The 22,263-nt window shown below is 66.5% G+C and carries 17 protein-coding genes; 8 read left to right on the forward strand and 9 right to left on the reverse strand.

Features of this window, described 5'->3' with window-relative positions:
* From ACT6UX_RS12355 to otsB, 3 genes are all read right to left on the reverse strand, one after another.
* Positions 1–898 (reverse strand): alpha,alpha-trehalose-phosphate synthase (UDP-forming) (locus ACT6UX_RS12355; protein WP_444775447.1); only part of this gene is annotated, 898 nt, incomplete at its 3' end.
* Positions 883–2,682 (reverse strand): glycoside hydrolase family 15 protein, encoded by a 1,800-nt coding sequence (locus ACT6UX_RS12360; RefSeq protein ID WP_444775448.1) that lies wholly within the window; start codon positions 2,680–2,682, stop codon positions 883–885. The genes ACT6UX_RS12360 and ACT6UX_RS12355, both read right to left, overlap by 16 nt.
* Entirely contained in the window at positions 2,679–3,437 is a 759-nt protein-coding gene (gene otsB / locus ACT6UX_RS12365; protein WP_444775449.1) for a trehalose-phosphatase, read from the reverse strand. The genes ACT6UX_RS12360 and otsB overlap by 4 nt, the downstream gene beginning before the upstream one ends.
* A gap of 305 nt (positions 3,438–3,742) precedes the next feature.
* Here otsB and ACT6UX_RS12370 point away from each other — a divergent pair, with 305 nt between their 5' ends.
* The 5 genes from ACT6UX_RS12370 (at position 3,743) to ACT6UX_RS12390 (ending at position 10,044) form a co-directional block, all read left to right on the forward strand.
* Positions 3,743–3,931: a CsbD family protein gene (locus tag ACT6UX_RS12370; RefSeq protein WP_444775450.1), complete on the forward strand. Its 189-nt coding sequence runs from the start codon at positions 3,743–3,745 to the stop codon at positions 3,929–3,931.
* 112 nt (positions 3,932–4,043) lie between these two features.
* Positions 4,044–5,192, forward strand: a complete 1,149-nt coding sequence (locus ACT6UX_RS12375) for an aminotransferase class V-fold PLP-dependent enzyme (RefSeq protein WP_444775451.1) — start codon at positions 4,044–4,046, stop codon at positions 5,190–5,192.
* A 123-nt stretch (positions 5,193–5,315) separates the two neighbouring features.
* Positions 5,316–6,293 (forward strand): Bug family tripartite tricarboxylate transporter substrate binding protein, encoded by a 978-nt coding sequence (locus ACT6UX_RS12380; RefSeq protein ID WP_444775452.1) that lies wholly within the window; start codon positions 5,316–5,318, stop codon positions 6,291–6,293.
* Between the two features lie 2 nt (positions 6,294–6,295).
* Positions 6,296–8,362: a hydantoinase/oxoprolinase family protein gene (locus ACT6UX_RS12385; protein ID WP_444775453.1), complete on the forward strand. Its 2,067-nt coding sequence runs from the start codon at positions 6,296–6,298 to the stop codon at positions 8,360–8,362.
* On the forward strand, positions 8,359–10,044 hold the full coding sequence (locus ACT6UX_RS12390; RefSeq protein ID WP_444775454.1) for a hydantoinase B/oxoprolinase family protein: 1,686 nt from the start codon (positions 8,359–8,361) through the stop codon (positions 10,042–10,044). Before ACT6UX_RS12385 ends, ACT6UX_RS12390 begins: the two co-directional genes overlap by 4 nt.
* Before the next feature lie 141 nt (positions 10,045–10,185).
* Here the strand turns inward: ACT6UX_RS12390 and ACT6UX_RS12395 are convergent, their stop codons facing one another.
* The gene (locus tag ACT6UX_RS12395; protein ID WP_444775455.1) at positions 10,186–12,051 is read right to left on the reverse strand and encodes a dihydroxy-acid dehydratase domain-containing protein; all 1,866 of its coding nucleotides are present in this window, start codon (positions 12,049–12,051) and stop codon (positions 10,186–10,188) included.
* 156 nt (positions 12,052–12,207) lie between these two features.
* The gene (locus ACT6UX_RS12400; protein ID WP_444775456.1) at positions 12,208–13,008 is read right to left on the reverse strand and encodes a hypothetical protein; all 801 of its coding nucleotides are present in this window, start codon (positions 13,006–13,008) and stop codon (positions 12,208–12,210) included.
* 171 nt (positions 13,009–13,179) lie between these two features.
* Between ACT6UX_RS12400 and ACT6UX_RS12405 the strand changes: the two genes are divergently transcribed.
* Together ACT6UX_RS12405 and ACT6UX_RS12410 are read left to right on the forward strand one after the other, a co-directional pair.
* Positions 13,180–14,124: an SMP-30/gluconolactonase/LRE family protein gene (locus ACT6UX_RS12405; protein WP_444775457.1), complete on the forward strand. Its 945-nt coding sequence runs from the start codon at positions 13,180–13,182 to the stop codon at positions 14,122–14,124.
* Between the two features lie 2 nt (positions 14,125–14,126).
* Positions 14,127–15,344, forward strand: coding sequence for an MFS transporter (locus ACT6UX_RS12410; protein WP_444775458.1), 1,218 nt, complete (start codon positions 14,127–14,129; stop codon positions 15,342–15,344).
* Here the strand turns inward: ACT6UX_RS12410 and ACT6UX_RS12415 are convergent.
* Positions 15,341–17,875 carry an HWE histidine kinase domain-containing protein gene (locus tag ACT6UX_RS12415; RefSeq protein WP_444775459.1) on the reverse strand — a complete coding sequence of 845 codons (2,535 nt, stop codon included), beginning with the start codon at positions 17,873–17,875 and terminating at the stop codon, positions 15,341–15,343. The genes ACT6UX_RS12410 and ACT6UX_RS12415 overlap by 4 nt on opposite strands.
* Positions 17,868–18,908, reverse strand: coding sequence for a biliverdin-producing heme oxygenase (locus ACT6UX_RS12420; RefSeq protein ID WP_444775460.1), 1,041 nt, complete (start codon positions 18,906–18,908; stop codon positions 17,868–17,870). The genes ACT6UX_RS12415 and ACT6UX_RS12420 overlap by 8 nt, the downstream gene beginning before the upstream one ends.
* A gap of 15 nt (positions 18,909–18,923) precedes the next feature.
* On the opposite strand from ACT6UX_RS12420, the gene ACT6UX_RS12425 reads away from it, so the two are divergent.
* The gene (locus ACT6UX_RS12425; protein ID WP_444775461.1) at positions 18,924–20,084 is read left to right on the forward strand and encodes a mandelate racemase/muconate lactonizing enzyme family protein; all 1,161 of its coding nucleotides are present in this window, start codon (positions 18,924–18,926) and stop codon (positions 20,082–20,084) included.
* A gap of 15 nt (positions 20,085–20,099) precedes the next feature.
* On the opposite strand, the gene ACT6UX_RS12430 is transcribed toward ACT6UX_RS12425, so the two are convergent.
* Both ACT6UX_RS12430 and ACT6UX_RS12435 read right to left on the reverse strand, forming a co-directional pair.
* A complete protein-coding gene (locus ACT6UX_RS12430) occupies positions 20,100–21,080 on the reverse strand; it encodes a Bug family tripartite tricarboxylate transporter substrate binding protein (protein ID WP_444775462.1) in 981 nt (326 codons plus the stop codon).
* Between the two features lie 178 nt (positions 21,081–21,258).
* Positions 21,259–22,236 carry a Bug family tripartite tricarboxylate transporter substrate binding protein gene (locus ACT6UX_RS12435; RefSeq protein WP_444775463.1) on the reverse strand — a complete coding sequence of 326 codons (978 nt, stop codon included), beginning with the start codon at positions 22,234–22,236 and terminating at the stop codon, positions 21,259–21,261.
* Between the last annotated feature and the right edge of the window lie 27 nt (positions 22,237–22,263).

Here is a 22,263-nt window from a genome sequence, read left to right on the forward strand (position 1 = left end):
ACCGCGGACAGATCTGCAGGAAATGGATCTTCCGCTTGTGCTCCGGATGTTTCTCGATCAGGCGACCGAAGGCTTCGAAGCGGTGCGGCAGGCCCTTGGAATAATCCAGCCGGTCGACACCGATCGCCAGCGCGCGGTTCACCAGGCTTTCGGCAACCCGCTGCACCTGCTTGTCGCTCTCGGCCCTCACCGCGTCCTGAGCGAAGCCCTGGGCATCGATGCCGATCGGATCGGCGAAGGCACGCACGCGTCGGCCGGCGAGCCGGATCCACTCGCCCTCGACCGTGGCGCCCAGCAGGCGCTGCGCGCAGTCACGGAAATCGCGCGCATGCTCCTCGGTCTGGAAGCCCACGACGTCGTAAGCGCACAGATCCGCGACCAGCTCGCGAGCGACCGGCATGGCTTCGAGCATCGACGGCGGCACGAAGGGAACGTGCAGGAAGAACCCGATACGGCCTTCGAAACCTTCCTTTCGCAGCAGTCTCGCGAAGGGGATGAGGTGGTAATCGTGCGCCCAGACCGTATCGTCTCCTTGCAGCATCGGCGCCAGGGACGCGGCGAAGGAGCGGTTGACCGTCAGATAACCCTCGTAGTCCTCACGGCGGAAATGCATCAGGCCGAGACGGAAGTGCAGGAGCGGCCAGAGCGCGCCGTTGGCGAAGCCGACATAGAAGCCGCGATAGGAGTCGGGTGTCAGATCGACGGTCGCGTAGGTCACGCCGCGCGCCTCGACGATGGCGGGCTGCGTCGAGGGCGCGGCGGTCAGGCGGCCGCTCCATCCGAACCACATCGCGCCGGGCGTCAGCAGATCGCGCAGCGCCACGGCGAGTCCGCCCGCGGCCGTGCCTCGAGCCTTGGGAACGGGCACGCGGTTCGAGACGATTACGAGGCGTGCCACAGACCCTCCTCCCAGCTCCGCGAGAGCCGCATGGCCGACAGGATGAGGCCGACCTGGCTGTAGGTCTGGGGGAAGTTGCCCCACAGTTCGCCGGTGCGCGGATCGAGATCCTCGGAAAGCAGGCCGACGTGATTTCGCCGTGCCAGCACGTTGTTGAAGAGCTCCAGCGCCTCCTCCCGACGGCCGACGCTAGCCAGCGCATCGATGTACCAGAATGTGCACAGCAGGAAGGCGTTGGAGGGCGCGCCGAAATCATCGGCTTCGATGTAGCGCATGATGAAGCCGTTCTTCATCAGCTTGCGCGAGACCATGTCGAGCGTGGCGTGGAACCGCGGATCGTCGGAGCGCAGCAGGCCTATCTCCGGCAGCACGAGGCTGGACGCGTCGGCCATCTCGCGATCGAGCACGCCCGACAGCCAGCCGTCGGACGTGGTGCCGCGCTGCATGATTTCGTGGCGCAGCACGCCGGCCTTGGCAAGCCATTCGCGCGATTCGCCACCCAGCCCGACTCGGCGGGCGATCATCCCGAGCCGGTGCTGGGCCGCCCAGCACATGGCGGCGGAAAACGTATGGACTTCCTCGCGCTCGCGATATTCCCACAGACCGGCATCGGGCGTGAGCGCCGCGCGATGAGCCTCGTTGCCGACGGCGCAAAGCTGTCGGTAGAGTTCGACATCGCCCTGCCGGGGCAGACGCTCGTCCCAGAACATCTGCGCGGCCGTCAGCACCATCGATCCGTAAACGTCGTTCTGGCGCTGCCCGACCGCGGCATTACCGATGCGCACCGGACCGTAGCCGCGATAGCCCGGCAGGGTATCGATCAGACGCTCCACCGTGTCGGTCCCCGGCGCGATCGGAAACAAGGGCGCCACATTCTCGACCTCGCCCCGCGTGCTGCCCGCCTCGACCACGTCGATGATGAAACGCACATAGCTTTCCATCGTCCGCGTCGCAGACAGCCGGTTCAGCGCCGTTACGGTGAAGAAAGCATCGCGCAGCCAGGTGAACCGATAGTCCCAGTTGCGGACCGTGCCGGCCGCCTCCGGCACCGACGTCGTGAGCGCGGCCAGCACCGCGCCGGTGTCTTCGTAGCTGCAAAGCTTAAGGGTGATCGCGGCACGAATGACGGCGACCTGCCAGTCGAACGGGATGTTGAGGTCGCGCACCCATCCCTGCCAGTAGATCTCGGTCTCGCTGAGGAACGAGCGCGACAGTTGGTCGACATTGTCGGTGATACTCTCGTCGGCGCCCACGATCAGGGTGATCGGCCGGTCGATCGAGAATTCGGTCTCGTGCAGAACGTAGTTCAGCGAGGCATCGGTGGTGAGCCTCAGAACAGAGGCATCGCCATAATATCGAATGTGATTGCTGCCCACCGTGACCTTGGACTTGTGGGCGCCGTAATCGAAGGTGGGGCGCAGGCGCAACGTGACACGCGGGCGGCCGGCAATGGGCTCGAGCCGGCGCATCAGCATCGGGGGACGGAACATGCGGCCGAAACGGCGGAACCGCGGCGCGAAGTCCAGCATGCGCGCCGTGCCGCCGGCGCACTCTACGATCGTCTCGAGGATCGCCGTGTTGGGGAGATAGCGCTGCCGACTCTCCTTCATCCCGTCGAAAACGGCGTCCATGAAACCGGACTGCGGATCGTTGCCGCCAAGCAGGGCATTGAAGACAGGATCGCCGTCGAGCCGCCCCAGCCCGTGCCAGACATGGCGGCCGTTGCGATCGATCAGGCTCGCGATCGAGCAGTTGCCGATGACGCCGAGGTCGAGAGTACTCATGGACGGGCCGATGCTCCTGCCGCGGTTTTGTTCAAGGCACGCGCCATGCGTTCGGCGTTGCGCGCCAACCAGGCACGCACCTTCGCTGGATCGCCGTCGAACACCTCCTGCACGCGCAGCCCTTCGCCGCCATGGCGCCGGGCCGCGCTCATGCCGGCTTCGTCGGTGAAATCGTCGCCGATGAAGATCGGGCGGCGGCCCTTGAAGGCCTTGTCCTTCATCAATCGCTCGACCGCATGGCCCTTGGAGGTGCCGCGCGGCCCGATCTCGACGGCCTCGCGCGCGGGGATCAGCCGGAACCAGGGATGGTCCTCAGGCACGAGCGCCCGCACCAGACGCCAGACATCGTCGTGGCGCTCCGGCGCCAGACGATAGTGGATCGCGCACCCATGGGGCTTGGGCTCGACGAGGACGCCCGGCCAACGCTCGGTTGCGGCGACCAGCGAATCCCTCCAGGCCTGTGTGACGCCGAGGCCAGCCGGCATTTCTTCGATGGTCCCGTCGCTGAAGCGCAACGTGACACCGTGCTCTCCGGCAGCTGCCGAAGAGAACGGATGCATGAACTGGTCGATCGTCTTCAGCGAGCGACCGCTGACGATCGCAAGAGCACCCCCCAGCACAGAGTGCAGCTGCATCAGGATGCCGGGAAGGTTGGGTGGAATCACCACGAGTTCTGGTGTCGCCGCGATCTCGAGCAGTGTGCCGTCGAGATCGAGGAATAGTGCGGTACCGTAGTCGAAATCTTCTGCTGCCATCTCGTCCCCTCTGCGCCTTCGATGCCCTGGGGCGCGAAGAGGCTCTCGACCACTACACGCCGCGGTTCGGGGACCGCCCCGCGGGCGGCCGCGCCTAGCGCGTGATCGCTCAACGGTATGAAGCGACGTCGGTTCCCCAAAAGCCCCTTCGTCGCGGCAAAAATAAGGCAAAGACGCCAAGAAGCGGCTCAGGATTGTGACGAACGGACGACTCTGCCCCACGATCCCGCCCGCGCCGAATTCTTGCAACGCCGAACAGCCGACCGCGTTGAGAACGGACAACCATTCGACAGAGGAGAAAAGTCATGAGCAGCACGACCGACAAGATCAAGGGCGTCACCAACGAGGCCATCGGCAACGCCAAGCAGGGCATCGGCAAGATGGTCGACAGCGACAAGATGCGGGTCGAGGGCGCGATGCAGGAAACGAAGGGCGAAGCCCAGCAGGCCGTCGGCAAGACCAAGGATGCGCTGAAGAAGGCAATCGACGGCTAACGCTGCGCTCTTCGACGTGAGACAAAAGGGGCGCCTGTCGTGAGATGGGCGTCCTTTTTCTTGTCCTGCGTTTGGCATAGGCTCGCCGCTACTTTCATCGATGGCGGTCCCGATGCTTCCTTGTCAACGCGAACTGTTCGACATCCCGCGCGACGTCTGCTTCTTCAATGCCGCAGCGTGGAGTCCGCTTCCGCTCGCCGTGCAGGAAGCGGGCCGCATCGGCGTCGCCCGCAAAGGGCAGCCCTGGAAGCTCGAAGCCGATTTCATGCCGAAGCAATACGAGCGTGCGCGCCGCGCGGCGGCGGCTTTGATCGGCGCCGAGCCCGTCGACATCGCGCTCATTCCGTCCGTCGGCTACGGCGTTTCGACAGCCGGCAAGGTGATGAACCTGCCGCGCGGCAGCCGCGTGCTGGTCCTGCAGGACGATCACACCTCACCGGTGCTGGAATGGATGAGCCGCGCCGAGGAGGGAGGCTTCACCGTCGAACAGGTTAAGCAGCCCGGCGATGGCGACTGGACTTCGGCGGTTCTGGAAGCGATGACGCGCACGGGCGCCGCCCCCCTGTCGCTGGTCTCGATCTCGTCCGTGCATTGGTCGGACGGCGGTGCCATCGACCTGCCGCGCATCGCCGAAGCGGCGCGCGGGGCGGGCGCGGCATTCCTGGTCGATGCGACGCATGACGCCGGCGTCCGCCGCATCGACGTGAAGGCACTCGATCCCGATTTCCTGATCTTCCCCACCTACAAATGGGTGCTCGGTCCCTACGGTCGCGCCTTCATGTACGTTGCCAAGCGCCGCCAGAACGGCGTGCCGCTCGAGCAGACGGCACCGGCGCGCAAGGGCGTGGCCGCAGAGCAGAAGGTCTATTTTCGCGATCTTTCCTATGCCGACGGCGCGCGCCGATACGATATGGGCGAGCGCGACCATTTCATCACGCTCGAAATGGCGGCAGTGGGCATGGAGATGATGGCGCGCTGGGGCAACGACCCCATCCTCGCGCGGCTTTCGATGCTGACGGACCGCCTGGCGGACGGACTTGCAAACACCGGCGTGCGCGTGATCGATCGCAAGCTGCGTGCGCCGCACCTCCTTTGCCTCCAGTTTCCGAAGGGCATGGACGACGACCTCGCGCAGAAACTCGCCGCGGAAAAGGTCTACGCCGCGCCACGTCTCGGCCGGTTGCGCATCAGTCCGCACGTCTACAATGACGAGCAGGATGTCGACCGCTTCGTCGAAGTGTTCAGGAAGGTCGCGCTCTAGGCAGCGCTCACGGAGCGTGGCTCGTCGGTTCGCACGCCGTCGGTGGCATCGGGATTGCATCCGATCGCCCGGCGCCGGCGTGGCGAACTGTCGAGGCCGGCGCGCGTAACAAGGGGACTGGTTTTGCGTAATACTCGTCGGAATATTCTACGGCAGCTTCTCGTCACCGCGCTGGCATCGCCGCTCATCGCGCGCGCTGCCTCCGCCCAAGGCAAGTACCCCGAGCGCCCGATCAAGATGATCGTCCCCTTCCCGCCCGGCGGTGGCGTCGACCTGACGGCGCGCCTCATGATGGAGCCGCTGTCGAAGGAACTCGGCCAGACCATCATCATCGAGAACAAGGGCGGCGCTGGAGGAATTATAGGCGTCGAGGCGATGTCGCATGCGGCGCCCGACGGCTACACGTTATCGCTCACCGGCGCCGGCACGCTGACCGCGGGCCCGCATTTGCGCAGCAAGATGCCATACGATCCGATGGCGCTGACGCAGATCACGCGGCTGGTGCGCATGCCTTTCATCCTGGCGGTGAGGAACGACCTGCCGGCGAAGACCTTGCCGGAGTTCATGGAGCTGGCGAAGAAGCAGGAGCTGCGCTGGGCGTCCGGCGGCATCGGCACCAGCCAGCATCTCGCCGGCGAGCTCTTCACCCAGATGTCCGGCCTGAAGATGATCCACGTTCCCTATCGCGGCACAGGTCCCGCCCTGAACGACCTCGCGGCCGGAATCGTCGATGCCTATTTCGGCGATCCCGCAACACTCGGCCTGATCCGCAGCGGCAAGGCGCGCGCCATGGCCGTGACCTCGCCGGAGCGCTGGCCCGTCCTGCCGGACACGCCGGCAATAGCCGAAGCAGTGAAGGGCTACGAGGCCGAGAACTGGTACGGGCTCGCCGCCCCTGCCGGTGTGCCGAAACCGATCGTCGACCGCCTGTACGCCGCCATTGCCAAGGTCCTGGCCGAGCCGGACGTGAAGAAGAAATACGACGAGAGCGGTCTCACTCCGGCCCTCCTGCCGCCGACCGAATACGTGGCCTTCCTGAAGCGCGATTCCGTCACCTGGGGCGACGTGGTACGCAAGGGCAACATCAAGATCGACGAGTAAGCATGTCCTCCCGTTTGGCCGTCGATATCGGCGGCACTTTCACCGACGTCGTTCTCGAAGTCGGTGCGAAATCTCATGCCACCAAGGTGCTGACGACGCCCGACGCGCCCGAGCGCGCCGTGCTGGAAGGCGTGCGCGCCATCCTGGCCGAAGCGAAGTGCCGGCCGCAGGACGTCACGCTCGTCGTCCACGGAACCACCCTGGCGACCAATGCCCTGATCGAACGCAAGGGCGCCCGCACGGCGTTGATCACGACGGAAGGCTTCCGCGACTCCCTCGAAATGGCCTGGGAGCACCGTTTCGAGCAGTACGACATCTATATGGAGCGGCCGCAGCCGCTGGTGTCGCGCGACCTGCGCTTCGGGGTCCCAGAGCGCGTGGCCTCCGATGGCGCGGTGTTGCTGGCGCTCGACGAGGCCGCTGTGCGCCGCGTCGCGACGCAACTGAAAGCAGAGAAGATCGAGGCGGTCGCCGTCTGCTTCCTGCACAGCTTCACCAACGAGGCCCATGAGCGCCGCACCGGTGCCATCCTCGCAGAGGAACTGCCGGGGGTGGCCGTGTCGCTCTCCTGCGAGGTCTGCCCCGAGATTCGCGAATACGAGCGCACCTCGACGACCATCGCCAACGCCTATGTCCTACCGCGCATGGAGGGATATCTCGGCCAGCTCGAGACCGACCTCAGGGCGGAAGGCATCGCGGCACCCCTGTTGCTGATGATGTCGTCAGGTGGCATCACCACGGTCGACACGGCGCGCCGCTACCCCGTGCGCCTGGTCGAATCCGGACCGGCGGGCGGTGCGATCCTGGCGCGCGCGGTTGCGGCCGAGAACGACGCACGCAAGGCCGTCGCTTTCGACATGGGCGGCACCACCGCCAAGCTCACCCTGCTCGACGATCTCGATCTGCAGCGCTCGCGCCAGTTCGAGGTCGCGCGCGCCTATCGCTTCGTGCAGGGCTCCGGCCTGCCGGTGCGCATCCCGGTCATCGAGCTGGTCGAGATCGGCGCCGGCGGTGGCTCGATCGCCCGCCTCGACGCGCTGGGCCGCATCCAGGTCGGCCCCGATTCCGCGGGCAGCGTACCTGGTCCCGCCTGCTACGGGCGCGGCGGCACCGAGCCCACGGTGACCGATGCCGATACTGCACTGGGGCGGCTCGATCCCACGCGCTTCGCAGGCGGCGCCATTCCGCTTCACCGCGACAAGGCCGAGGCGGCGCTGCAGGCGCTGGCCGGCCCGCTCGGCACCGACGCCCAAGGCGCGGCTGCCGGCGTGGCGGAGATCGTCGACGAGACCATGGCGAGCGCAGCCCGCGTCCATGCCGTCGAGAACGGCAAGGACACCGCCGACCGTACGCTGATCGCCTTCGGCGGTGCCGCGCCGCTGCACGCCGCACGGCTCGCCCGCAAGCTCGGGATGAAGCGGGTCATCGTGCCGGTGGGCGCTGGCGTCGGTTCCGCCTTCGGCTTCCTGCGCGCCTCGATCGCCTACGAGGTGGTGAGGACGCGCCATGTCCGGCTCGACATGTTCGACGCGAAGATGCTGAACGAGTTGGTTGCCGCCATGCGGGCCGAAGCCGAGACGGTCGTGCGGCCGGCGGCGCCGGGCGAGAGCTTGGTCGAATCGCGCCAGGCCTTCATGCGCTATCGCGGCCAGGGTCATGAGATCGCCGTGCCGCTGCCGAACGAGCCGTTCGCAGCGGATGCCGCAGGCGACCTGCGCCGCCGCTTCGAGGCGACCTACGAGCAGGTGTTCGGCCGCGCCATTCCCAAGCTCGAGGTCGAAGCCCTGACCTGGACCCTGTCACTCGCCACCGACCGGCCGCTGCCGCCGCCGGCCGGACCCGTCGCCGAGATCGCCGCGCCAGCGCCCTCGGGCCATCGCGAAGTGTTCGATCCAGTGAGCGGCCGCCGCGAGCAGGCAAGCCTGCACGAACGCAAGCTCCTGAAGCCCGGCATGTCGTTCGACGGGCCGGCGCTGATCGTCGAGGACGGCACCACCACCGTCGTTCCCACTGGCTTCATCGCCCACATCAACGAGGTGGGCCAGATCGTCCTGGAGGACCGCGCATGAGCACGTCTCCCAATTCGCCGGCCAAATCTCCATTGGCCGACATCCGCCTGCAGGTCATGTGGAACCGACTGCTCTCGGTCGTCGAGGAGCAGGCCCGGGCGCTGGTGCGGACCGCCTTCTCGACCAGCGCGCGCGAGGCCGGCGACATCTCGGCCGGGGTGTTCGACCTCGACGGCCGCATGCTGGCGCAGGCCGTCACCGGCACGCCGGGCCATGTGAATTCGATGGCGCGCAGCGTCATTCACTTCATCCGCGAGTTCCCGGTCGAGACGATGAAGCCGGGCGATGCCTACGTCACCAACGATCCGTGGAAGGGCACCGGCCATCTCTACGACATCGTCGTCACGTCGCCCGCCTTTCACAACGGCAAGCTGGTGGCGCTGTTCTCGTGCACGACGCACGTCGTCGACATCGGCGGCCTCGGCCAGTCGCCCGATGGGCGGCAGGTCTTCCATGAGGGCCTGTTCCTGCCACTGCTGCCGCTGATGCGCAAAGGCGTGATCGATGAGAGCGTGATGCGCATCGTGCGCGCTAACGTGCGCGAGCCGGTGCAGGTCGAAGGCGACATCCATGCGCTGATCGGCTGCAACGGCATCGGCGAGAAGCGCTTGTCCGACATGATGGCCGAGCACGGCATCGACAATCTCGACGAGCTCGGCACACACATCATCGAGAAGAGTCGCGCCGGCATGATCGCCGCCATCTCGAAACTGCCACGCGGCACGTGGAAGGGCCATATGCGGATCGACGGCTACGACGCGCCGATCGACCTGCACGCCGCCGTCACCATCCACGCCGACCACATCTCCGTCGACTATGCCGGCACTTCGGGCTCGTCGATCTACGGCATCAATTCTCCGATGTGCTACACCGAGGCCTACACCGCCTTCGGCATCAAGTGCGTCGTGGCGCCGACCATCCCGAACAATGCCGGCACGCTCGACTCGATCCTCGTCACGGCACCCGAAAATACCATCGTCAACGCGCTTTACCCGGCGGCGGTGAATGCACGCAGCACGATCGGCCACATGCTGCCTGACGTCTGCTTCGACGCGCTGCATCAGGTCATCCCGGGACAGGTGCCAGCCGAAGGAACGTCCAACCTCTGGAACCTGAAGCTCGGCGCCGGACACGGCATGACCGGCACGATTGGCAACAGCCGCCCCTTCATGGTGACGACCTTCCATTCCGGCGGCGCGGGCGCCCGCCCGACGCTCGACGGGCTCTCGGCCACGCCCTTCCCGTCCGGTGTGCGCAACGTGCCGGTCGAGATCACCGAGACCATCGCGCCCGTGGTCATCTGGAAGAAGGAATACCGCGAGGATTCTGGCGGTCCCGGCGCGCAGCGGGGTGGCCTCGGCCAGGTGATGGAGGTCGAACACCGCGAAGGCGCGCCGTTCGGCATCTTCGCCACCTTCGAGCGGGTCAAGTATCCGGCGCGCGGTCGCGACGGCGGCAAGCCCGGCGCCAACGGCCGCCTGTCGCTCGCCTCGGGTCAGGAGCTAAAGGCCAAGGGCTTCCAGACCGTGCCCGCCGGCGAGCGTCTGGTGGTCGAGATGCCCGGCGGCGGCGGTTACGGCGATCCCGCCGGGCGCGATCCCGAGGCCGTCAAGCGCGACGTCCGGCTCGGCCTCGTCAGCACGGACGCCGCAAAGGCCGCCTACGGCGTCGAGGGCGATTAGAACACGCCACTCGCCATTGGAGCGCGCCCCGCCCGGGGGGCCGCAAAATAGGGAGAGCGCCCCAGGGGGGGGGGGCGCCGGGGGGGCACCCACAGAAATCGCACGCGCCCCCGGGGGGGGCCGCGCTCCGTGGAAGCACCATCAGAAGCTCTTGTCGAACTCAGGCCGGTGCTTGTTGCGCAGCTTGAAGTTCTGACGCTCGGCGTTGCGCGGCGCGCGCACCCAGACCTCGCGGTTGGGATGCAGGCCGCCACCGCGCGTCGCCGGCACCGCGCTGGTGCGGGCGCGATGCAGCAGGCGGGTGTCGGCGGTGCCGCAGTTGGGATGGATGCCGCCATTGTCGGCGACGACCTTGTCCCACGCCGCCTTGCGCTTGGCATAGATGGCCGGATCCTGGAGCTGGGTGCAGTTGAGCTCGTTGACGTTGAGGTCAGCCACGATCTCGTCGCCCTCCTCGACCAGCCCGATCGGGCCGCCGATTGCCGCCTCCGGCCCGACATGGCCGATGACGAGACCGACCGACCCGCCGGAGAAGCGCGCATCGGTCATCAGCGCCACCACGATGTTGCGCTCGCGGCACAGCGTGGTGATACGCGAGGTCGGATCGAGCATTTCCGGCATACCCGGCGCACCGCTCGGTCCCTCGTAGCGCACGATGATCATGTCGTGGTTCTGGAAAGTCTCCGGCGTCTCGTCGAGCGCCTTGAGCAGGCCCTGCTCGCCCTCGAACACGCGGGCACGACCGCGGAACAGATTGTCCTCCAGGCCGCCCTCGACGCCCGCAAGCTTGAGGATGGCGGAGAAGTCCGGCGACAGATTTCCGCCCAGCATGCGCAGGCCGCCCGTCGGCTTGTAGGGCTTCTCAACCGGGTAGACGACCTTGCCGTCGGCCTTCCTGGCGCCCAGCCGCTCGACCTGCCTGGCCAGCGTCTCCCCGGTACAAGTCAGCACGTCGCCGTTCAGCAGGCCGGCCTCCAGCAGCTCGCGCACGATCACCTGCACGCCGCCCACCTTGTCGATGTCGACCATCGAGTATTTGCCGTAGGGCCGCGCGTCGGTCAGCACGGGGACGATGTTCTGCGAGAGGTAGTTGAACTCCTCCGGCGTCATCACGTCCTTCCAGAAGTCGCCGTAGCCGGCCGCGCGCGCGATTTCCGGCGCGTGCAGCACGACGTTGGTCGAGCCGCCGACCGCCATCGCCACGATCACCGCGTTGCGGATCGAATCGCGCACGACGATGTCGCGCGGCTTCAGGTCGTTCTTCATCAGGTTGGCCAGATGATCGACCAGCTCGGCCGCGAATTCGTTGGTGCGGCGCGGATCGTCGGACGGCGGCGCCACCATGTGCAGCGGCTGCATGCCGACCACGCCGATGAAGGTCTGCATGGTGTTGTAGGTGAACATGCCACCGCAGCTGCCGATGCCGGGGCAGGCGTGGCAGGCGATGAGATGCCGGTACTCGGCGTCGGGATGGCCGGCGACCTGGTAGGCGCTCACGATGTCGAGCGCCTCGCCCGTGTTCGGCTCCTTGCCGGGATGGATCGCACCATCCGACATGATGATCGACGGCAGGTTATGCTCGAGCAGCGCCGAGAGCGTGCCGACCGGCGGCTTGTCGCAGGCCACGACCGCAATCGTGCCGGCGAGGCCGGTGGCGCTCAGGTGTTCGCACAGCGCGTCCTGGGTCACCTCGCGGCCGATCAGCGAATAGCGCATCTCGCGCGTGCCGTTGCGGATGCCGTCCGAGGTGGCGATCGTGTACTCGGGCTGCACCAGGCGCATCTTGAGCTGGTTCGGCCCGGTGCCGATGCGGGCCTTGAGCTGGGCGTGGATCGCCTCGACCTTCGACAGGACGCCGAGATAGCACTGGCTGTCGCCCTTGGTGCCGACGACGCCGACCGACGGCTCGTGAATCAGGTCCGGATCGGTACCGAGCGCGCGGGCGACACCGATGGTCTGGGCCGAGCGACCCGGGTGCCGGTCAATGGTCACAAACTTCGGCTTCATCACAACCATCCCATAGGACTTGCAGACATTGGCCCGCCTTCGGGCGAGCGGTCTGGCGGTATATCACAGGCGCGGCTGGCCATTCCCACGATTTATTCGCGGGTATGGCAGGCCCGAAGCCGCTCCCCGGAACCGGAGTAAATCGAGGTCTGGCCCTTACGAACCCTTCATCACCGACAGCACCTTTGCAGCCAGTGTCCCCGAATGCTCGGAAATGTAGCGGCTCACGACACTGTCGATGAAGGCATGCTGGCGCGCGTTGGAAGTAAGCGCCCACGCCGCCGTTGCGGCATAGACCATGTCGCGCAGGAGCGCGGGTTCGTACTTGTCCTTGAGCTTGGACAGATCGCTGTAGTCCCTGCGCACCATTCCCGCGACGATGCGGGTAATGTCGAGTGCCATGGCCTCGGAACGGTTGGCCGTCCGGGCGAAGAAGTCGGCAACCATGAGGGCGTATCGGCCGTCGCCGCTGGCGAAGGACGCGCCCCACAGGATGTCGAGATGGGTCGGTATCGCGATCCTGAGGTCGGTCAACCGGCCTGGCAGGCCGGCGAACTGGCCCACCAGCGTCGGATCCGTCCCGGACTGGGCCAGGCGGGCCTGCAAACCCTTCGAGACGGGCTGGCCGGCCAGTTGAAGGGCCGCGGCAATCGTCGTGGCCAGGCGGGCATCGAGTTGAGCCGGAACGAGCTTCTCGATCCATCCTGGCTGGGTCGCAAACACGACGGCGAAAAAACCGGCAACAGGGGGATAGGCAACCCAATCCTGATGCCTCTTGCCGAAGGCATCGAGCACGCCGACCAGCCGCTCCGGCCGGGGATCGCCATAGTAGTAGGTGATTACGTCATCGGCCTTGCTCGCCGATGGCGACGCAGGCTGGGCCATTGCCGCCGCGGGCGTTCCCAGGTCGATCGCGACCAGCAACGCAAGCAGTTTGATAAGGCCTAACACCTTCATTCTGAATCTCCCCCTTCCAGGGGTGAGGTTGCAGAGCCCACCCGCACATTGCAACCACGCGGTGAAGCCAGCAGATCCTCCATGCCCGCACGGCGGCCCCGCCAATTCCAAGGAGGCGCGCCATTCCACTTGGCGTTAGTCTCTGCGCCGGAAAGAAACGAGGAAACCAAGATGTGGCAGCCCAATGAGCGCTACCCTGACCCCGCCGTGCGCGTGCTCGACCCGTCGTTCAGCCAGTACCGGCTGGCGCTGGCCTCGGTCGAACGGCTCTACACGGGCTGCCGCTGGTCCGAGGGGCCTGTCTGGTTCGGCGACGGGCGCTATCTCCTGTGGAGCGACATCCCCAACAACCGCGTGCTGCGCTGGGATGAGGAGACGGGCAACGTCTCGGTCTTCCGCAAGCCCTCGAACAATGCCAACGGCCACACGCGCGACCGCCGCGGCCGGCTGATCGCCTGCGAACATGACACGCGCCGCATCGTCCGCTTCGAGTATGACGGCGCCATCACCGTGCTGGCCGACTCCTACGACGGCAAGCCGCTCAATTCGCCCAACGACGTGGTGGTGAGTTCCGATGGTTCGATCTGGTTCACCGATCCGACCTTCGGCATCCTCAGCTACTACGAGGGCCACAAGGCAGAGAGTGAGAACAAGCCCGCCGTCTATCGCCTCGATCCGACGACCGGCAAGCTCGCCATGATGGTCGACGACATCCCCGGTCCCAACGGCCTGGCCTTCTCGCCCGACGAGAAGAAGCTCTACGTCGTGGCCTCGCGCGCCGAGCCCCATCGCACGATCCTGTCCTACGACGTGTCGGCCGACGGCACGTCGCTGGGCAAGGGCTCGGTATTGATCGACGCCGGCCCCGACGGCTCGCCCGACGGCTTCCGTGTCGACGTCGACGGCAACCTGTGGTGCGGCTGGGGCATGGGCTCCGCCGATCTCGACGGGGTGCGCATCTTTAATCCGGCGGGCAAGCCGATCGGGCATATCGATCTGCCGGAACGCTGCGCCAACGTCTGCTTTGGCGGCCGTTACCGTAACCGCCTGTTCATGGCGGCCAGCCACTCGCTCTACGCGCTCTACGTCAACACGCAGGGCGCGCTGGGCGGCTGATCATGTCCGGAGTGGAGTCCAGTTACGCCTGGTGGCGTCTCGCCGCCAGCGTGACCCTGAGCACGGTCGGCGGCATTGGCATGTGGTGCCTCGTGGTGGCGCTGCCGTCGATCCAGCAGGATCTCGGCATCACCCGAGCCGACATCTCCTTTGCCTATACGATGAACACGCTGGGCTTCTTCGCCGGCGGCGTCACCTGGGGCAAGCTGGTCGACAAGCGTGGCATCGTGATGACCGCGGTGCTGAGCGCGACCGGCCTGGCGCTGGGCTTCGCGCTGGCGCCGCTTGCGACCGCTTTGCCCTTGTTCGCCGCGGTCCAGGTGCTGATCGGCTTCAGCTCGGCCGCGACCTTCGCACCCCTGGTCGCCGACATCTCGCACTGGTTCGACCGGCGGCGCGGCATCGCCGTCGCCATCGCCGCCTCAGGCAACTATCTCGCCGGCGCGATCTGGCCGACGATCATCCAGGCGATGATCCACGATCATGGCTGGCGGGTCACCTACTGGGTCGCCGGCGCGCTGTGCTTCGTGGCGATGATCCCGCTGGCGCTGACCTTGCGCCGCAAGCCGCCGCAGGAGCAGATGACGGGCGCCGCTGGAACGACCGGCGCCGCCGCACATTCGCCGCGCTCGCTCGGCCTGTCGCCGAACGCGCTGCAAGCTGTTCTTGTCGTCGCGGGCATCGGCTGCTGCGTCGCCATGTCGATGCCGCAGGTTCATATCGTCGCCTACTGCGCCGACCTGGGCTACGGCGTGGCGCGCGGCGCGGAGATGCTGTCGCTGATGCTGGGCTTCGGCATCGTGAGCCGCATCGCCTCGGGCTGGATCGCCGACCGGGTCGGCGGCATCAAGACCCTGCTGCTGGGCTCGACCCTGCAATGTGTCGCGCTGGTCTTCTATCTCATCGACGATTCGGTCAACTCGCTCTACCTCGCCTCGGCGATGTTCGGCCTGTTCCAGGGCGGCATCGTGCCGTCCTACGCCATCATCGTGCGCGAATATTTTCCGCCCAGGGAAGCCGGCTTCCGGGTCGGCCTCGCCATCTCCTCGACCCTGATCGGCATGGCGCTGGGCGGCTGGATGGGCGGCGTGCTGTTCGACATGACCGGCTCCTATCGCGCGGCCTTCATCAACGGCATCGCCTGGAACCTGCTGAACGGCGCGGTCGCGTGGTGGCTCCTGTTCCGCCAGAACCGCCGCAACGTCTTCGCCGCGGGCTAGCGGCGCATCGCCATCAGCAGCGCGTCGCCGGTATAGGGCTTTCGGATACGCGGGACGCCGAGCAGCTTGGGCGGGAAGGCGATGTCCTCGCCGTAGCCAGTGGTGAACACGAAGGGAATGCCGAGCGAATCGAGATGCTCGGCGACCGCGAAGCTCGTCTCACGGCCGAGATTGATGTCGAGAAGCGCGAAATCCGGCGGTCGGGTGGCGATCGCCCGCATGGCCTGCGCGACGCTCGAGGCGACACGCACCATCTCGATACCCGCGCGCAGAATCGAACTCTCGGCGTCGAGCGCGATGATCATGTTGTCCTCGACGATCAGCACGTCCTTCGGCAGGTCCGCCGCGCTCATCTCGGGCGCCTCCTCCGGGCCCGGTTCGACGGGGGAGCCCGCCGCGAGACGCACGTAACTCGCGGGAACGACGAACGTGGCCCGTACGCCGGTCGCCTGGTAGTCGACACTCGCCTCGCCCTTCAGATCGTAGGGGATCGAGCGCTCGATGACCGTCGAGCCGAAGCCGCGCCGCGTCGGCGGCTTCACCGGCGGCCCGCCCTGTTCGGCCCAGGTGATGTGCAGGTTGCGCTGCGCGTCGAGCCGGGTCTCGATGTCGATCGCGCCGGTGCTGTCGCTCAGCGCACCGTACTTGGCAGAATTCGTCATCAGCTCGTGCACGACAAGGGCGAGCGTGGTGAAGCCCTGCGGCTCCAGCAGCATCTCAGGCCCCGAAAGGCGCACACGCGTCGCCTTGCCCCCCAGATAAGCCCCGGCTTCGGCCACGACGAGGCCGCGGAACGAAGCCGGCCCCCAATTGTCGGCGGTGATCTGGTCGTGGGCGCGGGCCAGGGCCTGGATGCGGCCGCCCACCACATCGGTGAAGGCATCGACCGTGAGAGACGGATCGCGGCTCTGCGAGATGACGCCGCGGATCAGGCCAAGGATATTGCGGACGCGGTGGTTGAGCTCGGCGATCAGCAGCTCCTGCCGCTCCTGCGCCCGCCTGCGCTCGATCTCCGTGATGTCGGACAGGCGCAGGATGACCTCGAGCAGGCTGACCCGAAGGCTCTCGGCGATGCGGACGTCGACCGGCTGCCAGGGAATCGACTGACCGCTCACCGTCTCGCGCCACAGATCGAAGCTCTTGCGCGGCGTCAGTCGCGCACCCAGCGGACCGACGACGACCGGCTTGCCGGGATCGCCCGCCCAGGTCACCGAACGCGCCACTTCCTTGCGAAAGAAGATGAGGAAGTCGCGCGCGGGGCGCGACAGCGGTACGACCAGCATGCCAGCGGCGCGATCGGCGAAGGCGTCACCCGGCGGGTATTCGGCGGCGATCTCGTGACAGGCGAAAACGTCCCGCAGGTCGCGGCGCACCAGGTGGTCGATCAGGCCGATGAACTGATCCTGCGTCGGCGCCATGCCCTGCAAGGTGGCATGGCCGCTCGTCCACACGCCGATGCCGTCGCACGACAGGAGGTCGGCGATCTCATCGAGATGGGAGACGATGCTGTCGAAGCGGGTCGCTTCCGCCGCCATGACGGTGACGAGCTGGTTGTGGAGCTTGCGCGCCCGTGCTTCGTAGGCCGCTTCGCTGTCGCGCTCGCGGCTCTCCATCAGCAGCGAGAACATCTGGCCGAACAGTTCCGCCGCCGTGCGCCGTTCGAACGGCACTGTGTGAGCGCCGTAGTGATGGCAGGCGAACAGGCCCCACAGTTTTCCGTCGCGCAGGATCGACACCGACATAGAAGCGCCCACGCCCATGTTCTGTAGATACTCGATGTGGATGGGCGAGACGCTGCGCAGCACGCTCAGCGAGAGGTCTATCGGCCGTCCGGCGACGAGGCCGGGCTCGACGGGGACGGGGCTCGCCGAAACGTCCGGAATGATGCGCAGCCAGTTACGCTCGTACAGGATGCGGGCCTGCTGCGGGATGTCCGATGCCGGATAGTGCAGGCCGAGATAGCTTTCGAGGCCGCCGCGCGCCGATTCCGCGATCACCTCGCCCGAGCCGTCATGGTCGAAGCGGTAGACCATCACCCGGTCGAAGCCGGTGAGGCCGCGCATCTCGCGGGCCGCCACCCGATAGAATGTTCTGAGCTCGGGCGTCTGCTGCAGCCTCGCGATCATGGCACGCACCAGCGCGCCCGAATTGACTCCCTGCTCGTCGATGCAGGGTTCGCACTCGATGACGATCGCATCGTCGTTCATGTGAACCGCGAGGTCGAAGCATGAACCATCGGACAGCAGCGCCACGGAGAAGGCCCGGGCCACCGTGTTGGTGAAGACCGCCGTCTGAAGCTGCCCCCGGATCAGATGGATCGACTCGGGGGTGAACACGTCCTCGATCGGCCGGCCGACCAGTTCGGCCGGCCCGGCGTCCAACCAGGCGGCGGCGTTGCTCGACAGGCGTGTGATGACCCACTGAGTGCTGTCGAGCGCGACGAGAAAACCGAATGGCTGGACGGCCCCGAGGAGATGAATGGGTTCGCGGTCGCAGTTGGTCAGGTCGACGGAAAAAGCTTGCTCAGGCATGCGCCGTGTCCACCCTGAACAAATCGAAGGCCTCCCGCGCCCCCAGCATCGTCCGCTCCGGCGCGGCCGCCACAGCCTTCGAGTCCTCAAGCCGCCGCAGGAAGCCGCGCCACAAATCGGCACCCGCCCCATGCGCCAGAAAGTTCGTCGCCGCCCGGACGACCGGGTCGGCGTTCGCGCGGGCACGCTTCACCAGAAGGCTTCCGCCCAGCCGCGACCCCTCCAGCACATAAACACGACCGAACAGTCGCGCTTCGTCCCGCGTCACGCCCACCGCAATCGGGACCGGAACGGGAATACCAAGAATGTCGAGATCCCGTTCGAGCGCTCCGGATCTGCGTCGCGACTGCCAGTCCGGAATCAGACGCTCCACCTCCCCCTGCTCCAACGCACGCTCAAGAGGCAGGACCGCCCGTGCGAGCGCCGTCAGGAATGCCGCATACGCATTCTTGTCCGTATCGAAAGGACCGGAGAAGCGCCCGTCGACCTCCGCGTGGAGTGCCGTCGTTGCTGAACGCAACATCTGGCGGGCGGAGGGTCGTATGGGCGCGGCGATAGTGAACGCCCGCTGCATCTGGCTCATAATACGCAGGAGACAGAAGAAAGTTCGATAAACTGATTTGTGATTTTCGCCGCAACCGTTTCCGGTTCGCGGTGTTTCCACCTCGCCATGGGCAAGCATGTACTCATTGTCGAGGACGATGAACTGGTAGCAGACCACCTGGCTGCCCTCGTTCGTGACCAACTCGACTGCATGCCCTTCATCGCCGGCAATACCGGCGAAGCGATGGCCCTCGCGGCCGAACGGCTCGACTTCAGCTTCCTCGACATCAAGCTGTCGGACGGTCTGACCTTCCCTCTTGCCCAGCATCTTCGAGCGCGAGGCGTGCCCTTCGTCTTCGTTTCGGCGACCGATCCGACGAAAGTCCCACCCGATCTCTCGGCAGCCCCCTTCCTGCGCAAGCCCGTGCCGCTCCCTCGACTGCTGGCCGTTGCCCGCGCGCACCTGTAGAAGGTCCGTACCCGCCTTCAAGATACGGACGCCTCCATGCGCATCGTCGCCATCCGCGACATCGTCTCGCCCATCCGCTCCAAGATCGCCAACGCCTATATCGATTTCAGCCAGATGACGGCGTCGGTCGTGGCCGTGGTCACCGACGTGGTGGTCGATGGTAAGCCGGTGATCGGGTTCGGCTTCAATTCGAACGGCCGCTATGCGCAACACGGGCTGCTGGGCGAGCGCTTCATCCCACGGCTGAACCAGGCAACGCCCGATTCGCTGCTTGATGGCGAGGGATTGCTCGATCCGACGAAATGCTGGGCGGTCATGATGGCCAACGAGAAGCCCGGCGGACACGGTGAGCGCTCGGTCGCGGTCGGTGTGCTCGACATGGCGATCTGGGACGCTGTGGCCAAGGCCAAAAGGGTGCCCCTGTGGAAGCTGCTGGCCGACCGCTACAATGGAGGTCGAGCCGACGACAAGGCGTGGGTCTATGCCGCCGGCGGTTACTACTATCCGGGCAAGGGGCTGGACGGGCTCAAGGACGAGATGAAGCACTATCTCGGCCTCGGCTATTCCTGCGTGAAGATGAAGGTGGGTGGCGTGCCACTGGCCGAGGACCTGAAGCGCATCGAGGCGGTACTGGACATCGTCGGCGCCGGTGAGCGGCTGGCGGTCGACGTCAACGGCAAGTTCGACCTCACCACCGCGATCGAATTCGGCCGCGCCATCCAAGGCTTCGGCCTGCGCTGGTACGAGGAGCCGCTCGACCCGCTCGACTATCTGGCGCATGCCGCGCTCGCCACAGAGTACGCCCCGCCGCTCGCCACCGGCGAGAACCTGTTCTCGATGCAGGATGCGCGGAATCTGATCCGCCATGGTGGGCTGCGTCCCGACCGCGACATCCTCCAATATGATCCCGCCTTGTCCTACGGGCTGGTGGAATATCTGCGCACTCTCGACATGCTGAAGGCGCACGGCTGGTCGCCGCGGCGCTGCGTGCCACACGGCGGGCATCAGTTCGCGCTCAACATCGCCGTCGGCCTGCAATGCGGCGGAAACGAATCCTACCCCCAGGTCTTCGCGCCGTTCGGCGGCTTCGCCGACGACTGCGCCGTGGTCGACGGCCGCGTGTCGCTGCCCGACGCGCCGGGCATCGGCTTCGAACGCAAGGCCGATCTGTGGTCGGTCATGAAGGAAATCGCCTAGCGGGCTGAGCTTCGCTCAGCCTTCCGGCTTCAGCAGGCCGAGCTTCAGCAGCTCCCCGACATTGGCTTCGTCGGCCTTTAGGGCCGCGGTGAATTCCTCGGGCGTCGACGGGCGCACGATGGCGCCCAGCTCGCGCAGCTTCCTGTTCGCGGCCTCGTCCTTGAGGCCCGCGACCACGCCCTCGTTCAGGCGGGCTATGATGGGCTTGGGCGTATCGGGATTGGTGAAGACGCCGGCCGTTGTGTTGCCGTCGAACGGCTTGAGGCCGATGTCGCCCATGGTCGGCACATTGGGCAGGTCGGGCACGCGCTCCAGGCTGAAGGTCGCGAGCGGGCGCAGCTTGCCCGACTTGATATGCGGCATCGAGCTCGTGAGCTGGTCGGCGAACAGGTCGAGATTGCCCGCCAGCAGGTCGGCGATGCCGGGGCCGGCGCCGCGATAGGGAATGATGTTGAACTTGACGTCTTCGTTCAGCTGCAGGCGCAGGATGCCGACATGGTTGGTCGTGCCGTTGCCGGAATGGCCGATCGAGATGGCGCCCGGCTTTGCCTTGGCTTCGGCCATCGCACTCTTCATGTCGCGGAAGCGACTGTCGGCCCGCGTCACCACCAGGGTCGGCACGGTGGTCAGGATGCTGACCGGCGCCATCTGCGGCAGCAGCGGCTGCTTGCCCGCGAAGATGGGCGCCACATAGGCCACGGTGAAGCTCGCCATGGAAATCGTGTAGCCGTCGGCCGGGGTGTTGAGCGCGGCTTCGAGTCCGACGACGCCGCCGGCGCCCGGCTTGTTGTCGATCAGGATGCCCTGGCCGAGATGGCGGCCCATCGGGTCGGAGACGATGCGAGCGGTCACGTCGTAGTTGCCACCGGGAGCGAATGGGATGACCCAGCGGATCTGCTTGTTGGGAAAGGACTGCGCCGCAGCGTGTCGCCCCGGGCCAGTCATTGCCAGGCCGGCGACGCCAGCCCCCAGAAGGCCGCGTCTGCCGAGTCTCATGATCCCCTCCCTTTGTTTTGTCAGGCGCGAAAGCCTTCCCAACTGGGGTTAACGTTGGTCTGATACCGACCGTCCTGCGGGATGCCACTGCATCCCGCGGCGGCGCCGGTCACGGCGAAAGCAAGAACCAGTGTGATCGTTCTGATGAGAGATGTCATGGCGCCGACATGGCACCCGCTCAGGATGGTTTCAACAAACCAGACTTCACAAGTGCGCTAACACCCGCTTCCTGGTCCTTCATGTAAGCTGCGAACTCCTCCATCGTCGAAGGGCGCGGCACGGCGCCCAGTTCGGCGAGCTTCGCGGCGATGGCGGGATCCTTCAGCGCCGTCACGACGGCGCGGTTCAGGGTTTCGAGGATCGGCCTGGGGGTCTCGACGCGCGCCAGCACGCCGGCCGTGGTGCCGCCGTCGAATGGTTTGCTGCCGATGTCGGTGAGCGACGGCATGTCCGGCAACTGCGCAACGCGGTCGGGACTCATCGCCAGCATGCCCTTCAGCTTGCCCGACTTGATGTGCGGCAGCGAGGTCGTGAGCTGGTCCATGTAGAGATCGATCTGGCCCGACATCAGGTCGGTGAGGCCGGGCCCCGATCCCTTGTAGGGGATGATGTTGAACTTCACGCCTTCGTTCACCTCGAGGCGTAGGATGGCGATGTGGTTGGTCGTGCCGTTGCCGGCATGACCGACGGTGACCGTGCCGGGCTTGGCCTTCGCTTCGGCCAGCGCGGCGCGGATATCGGCGAAGCGCCCGTCCGGTTTGCCGACGAGGATCATCGGCACGGTCGACAGCAGGCTGATCGGCGCGAACATGGGCACCAGCGACGGCTTGCCCGCGAGATAGGGCGAGACGTAGAGCACGCTAAAGCTGCCCATGACGACGGTGTAACCGTCGGCCGGCGCATTCGCTGCCGCTTCGGCGCCGACGAGCCCGCCGGCGCCGGGCCGGTTGTCGACCAGCACGGTCTGGCCGAGATTGCGCGACATGCCTTCGCCCACCAGCCTCGACGTCAGGTCGTAATTTCCGCCGGCTGCGAAGGGCGCGATCCAGCGGATCGGCTTGGTCGGATAGGCCTGCGCCCGCAGCGGTGCGGCTGCGGCGCCGACCATCGACAACACCAGGCCACCGCCCAGCAGTTCGCGTCGCGATATCGTCATCTCGAACCTCCCCAAATCCGCTCAGAC

It is taken from the genome of Reyranella sp., from assembly GCF_052439685.1.
GTDB lineage: Bacteria > Pseudomonadota > Alphaproteobacteria > Reyranellales > Reyranellaceae > Reyranella.

What these genes read in the sequence shown, in the direction of transcription:
- ACT6UX_RS12395 (WP_444775455.1), bottom strand. Translation starts at nt 12,051, where the DNA reads ATGAAGCCGAAGTTTGTGACCATTGACCGGCACCCGGGTCGCTCGGCC.
- ACT6UX_RS12390 (WP_444775454.1), top strand. Translation starts at nt 8,359, where the DNA reads ATGAGCACGTCTCCCAATTCGCCGGCCAAATCTCCATTGGCCGACATC.
- ACT6UX_RS12360 (WP_444775448.1), bottom strand. Translation starts at nt 2,682, where the DNA reads ATGAGTACTCTCGACCTCGGCGTCATCGGCAACTGCTCGATCGCGAGC.
- otsB (WP_444775449.1), bottom strand. Translation starts at nt 3,437, where the DNA reads ATGGCAGCAGAAGATTTCGACTACGGTACCGCACTATTCCTCGATCTC.
- ACT6UX_RS12375 (WP_444775451.1), top strand. Translation starts at nt 4,044, where the DNA reads ATGCTTCCTTGTCAACGCGAACTGTTCGACATCCCGCGCGACGTCTGC.
- ACT6UX_RS12370 (WP_444775450.1), top strand. Translation starts at nt 3,743, where the DNA reads ATGAGCAGCACGACCGACAAGATCAAGGGCGTCACCAACGAGGCCATC.
- ACT6UX_RS12405 (WP_444775457.1), top strand. Translation starts at nt 13,180, where the DNA reads ATGTGGCAGCCCAATGAGCGCTACCCTGACCCCGCCGTGCGCGTGCTC.
- ACT6UX_RS12415 (WP_444775459.1), bottom strand. Translation starts at nt 17,875, where the DNA reads ATGCCTGAGCAAGCTTTTTCCGTCGACCTGACCAACTGCGACCGCGAA.
- ACT6UX_RS12425 (WP_444775461.1), top strand. Translation starts at nt 18,924, where the DNA reads ATGCGCATCGTCGCCATCCGCGACATCGTCTCGCCCATCCGCTCCAAG.
- ACT6UX_RS12400 (WP_444775456.1), bottom strand. Translation starts at nt 13,008, where the DNA reads ATGAAGGTGTTAGGCCTTATCAAACTGCTTGCGTTGCTGGTCGCGATC.
- ACT6UX_RS12430 (WP_444775462.1), bottom strand. Translation starts at nt 21,080, where the DNA reads ATGAGACTCGGCAGACGCGGCCTTCTGGGGGCTGGCGTCGCCGGCCTG.
- ACT6UX_RS12385 (WP_444775453.1), top strand. Translation starts at nt 6,296, where the DNA reads ATGTCCTCCCGTTTGGCCGTCGATATCGGCGGCACTTTCACCGACGTC.
- ACT6UX_RS12410 (WP_444775458.1), top strand. Translation starts at nt 14,127, where the DNA reads ATGTCCGGAGTGGAGTCCAGTTACGCCTGGTGGCGTCTCGCCGCCAGC.
- ACT6UX_RS12435 (WP_444775463.1), bottom strand. Translation starts at nt 22,236, where the DNA reads ATGACGATATCGCGACGCGAACTGCTGGGCGGTGGCCTGGTGTTGTCG.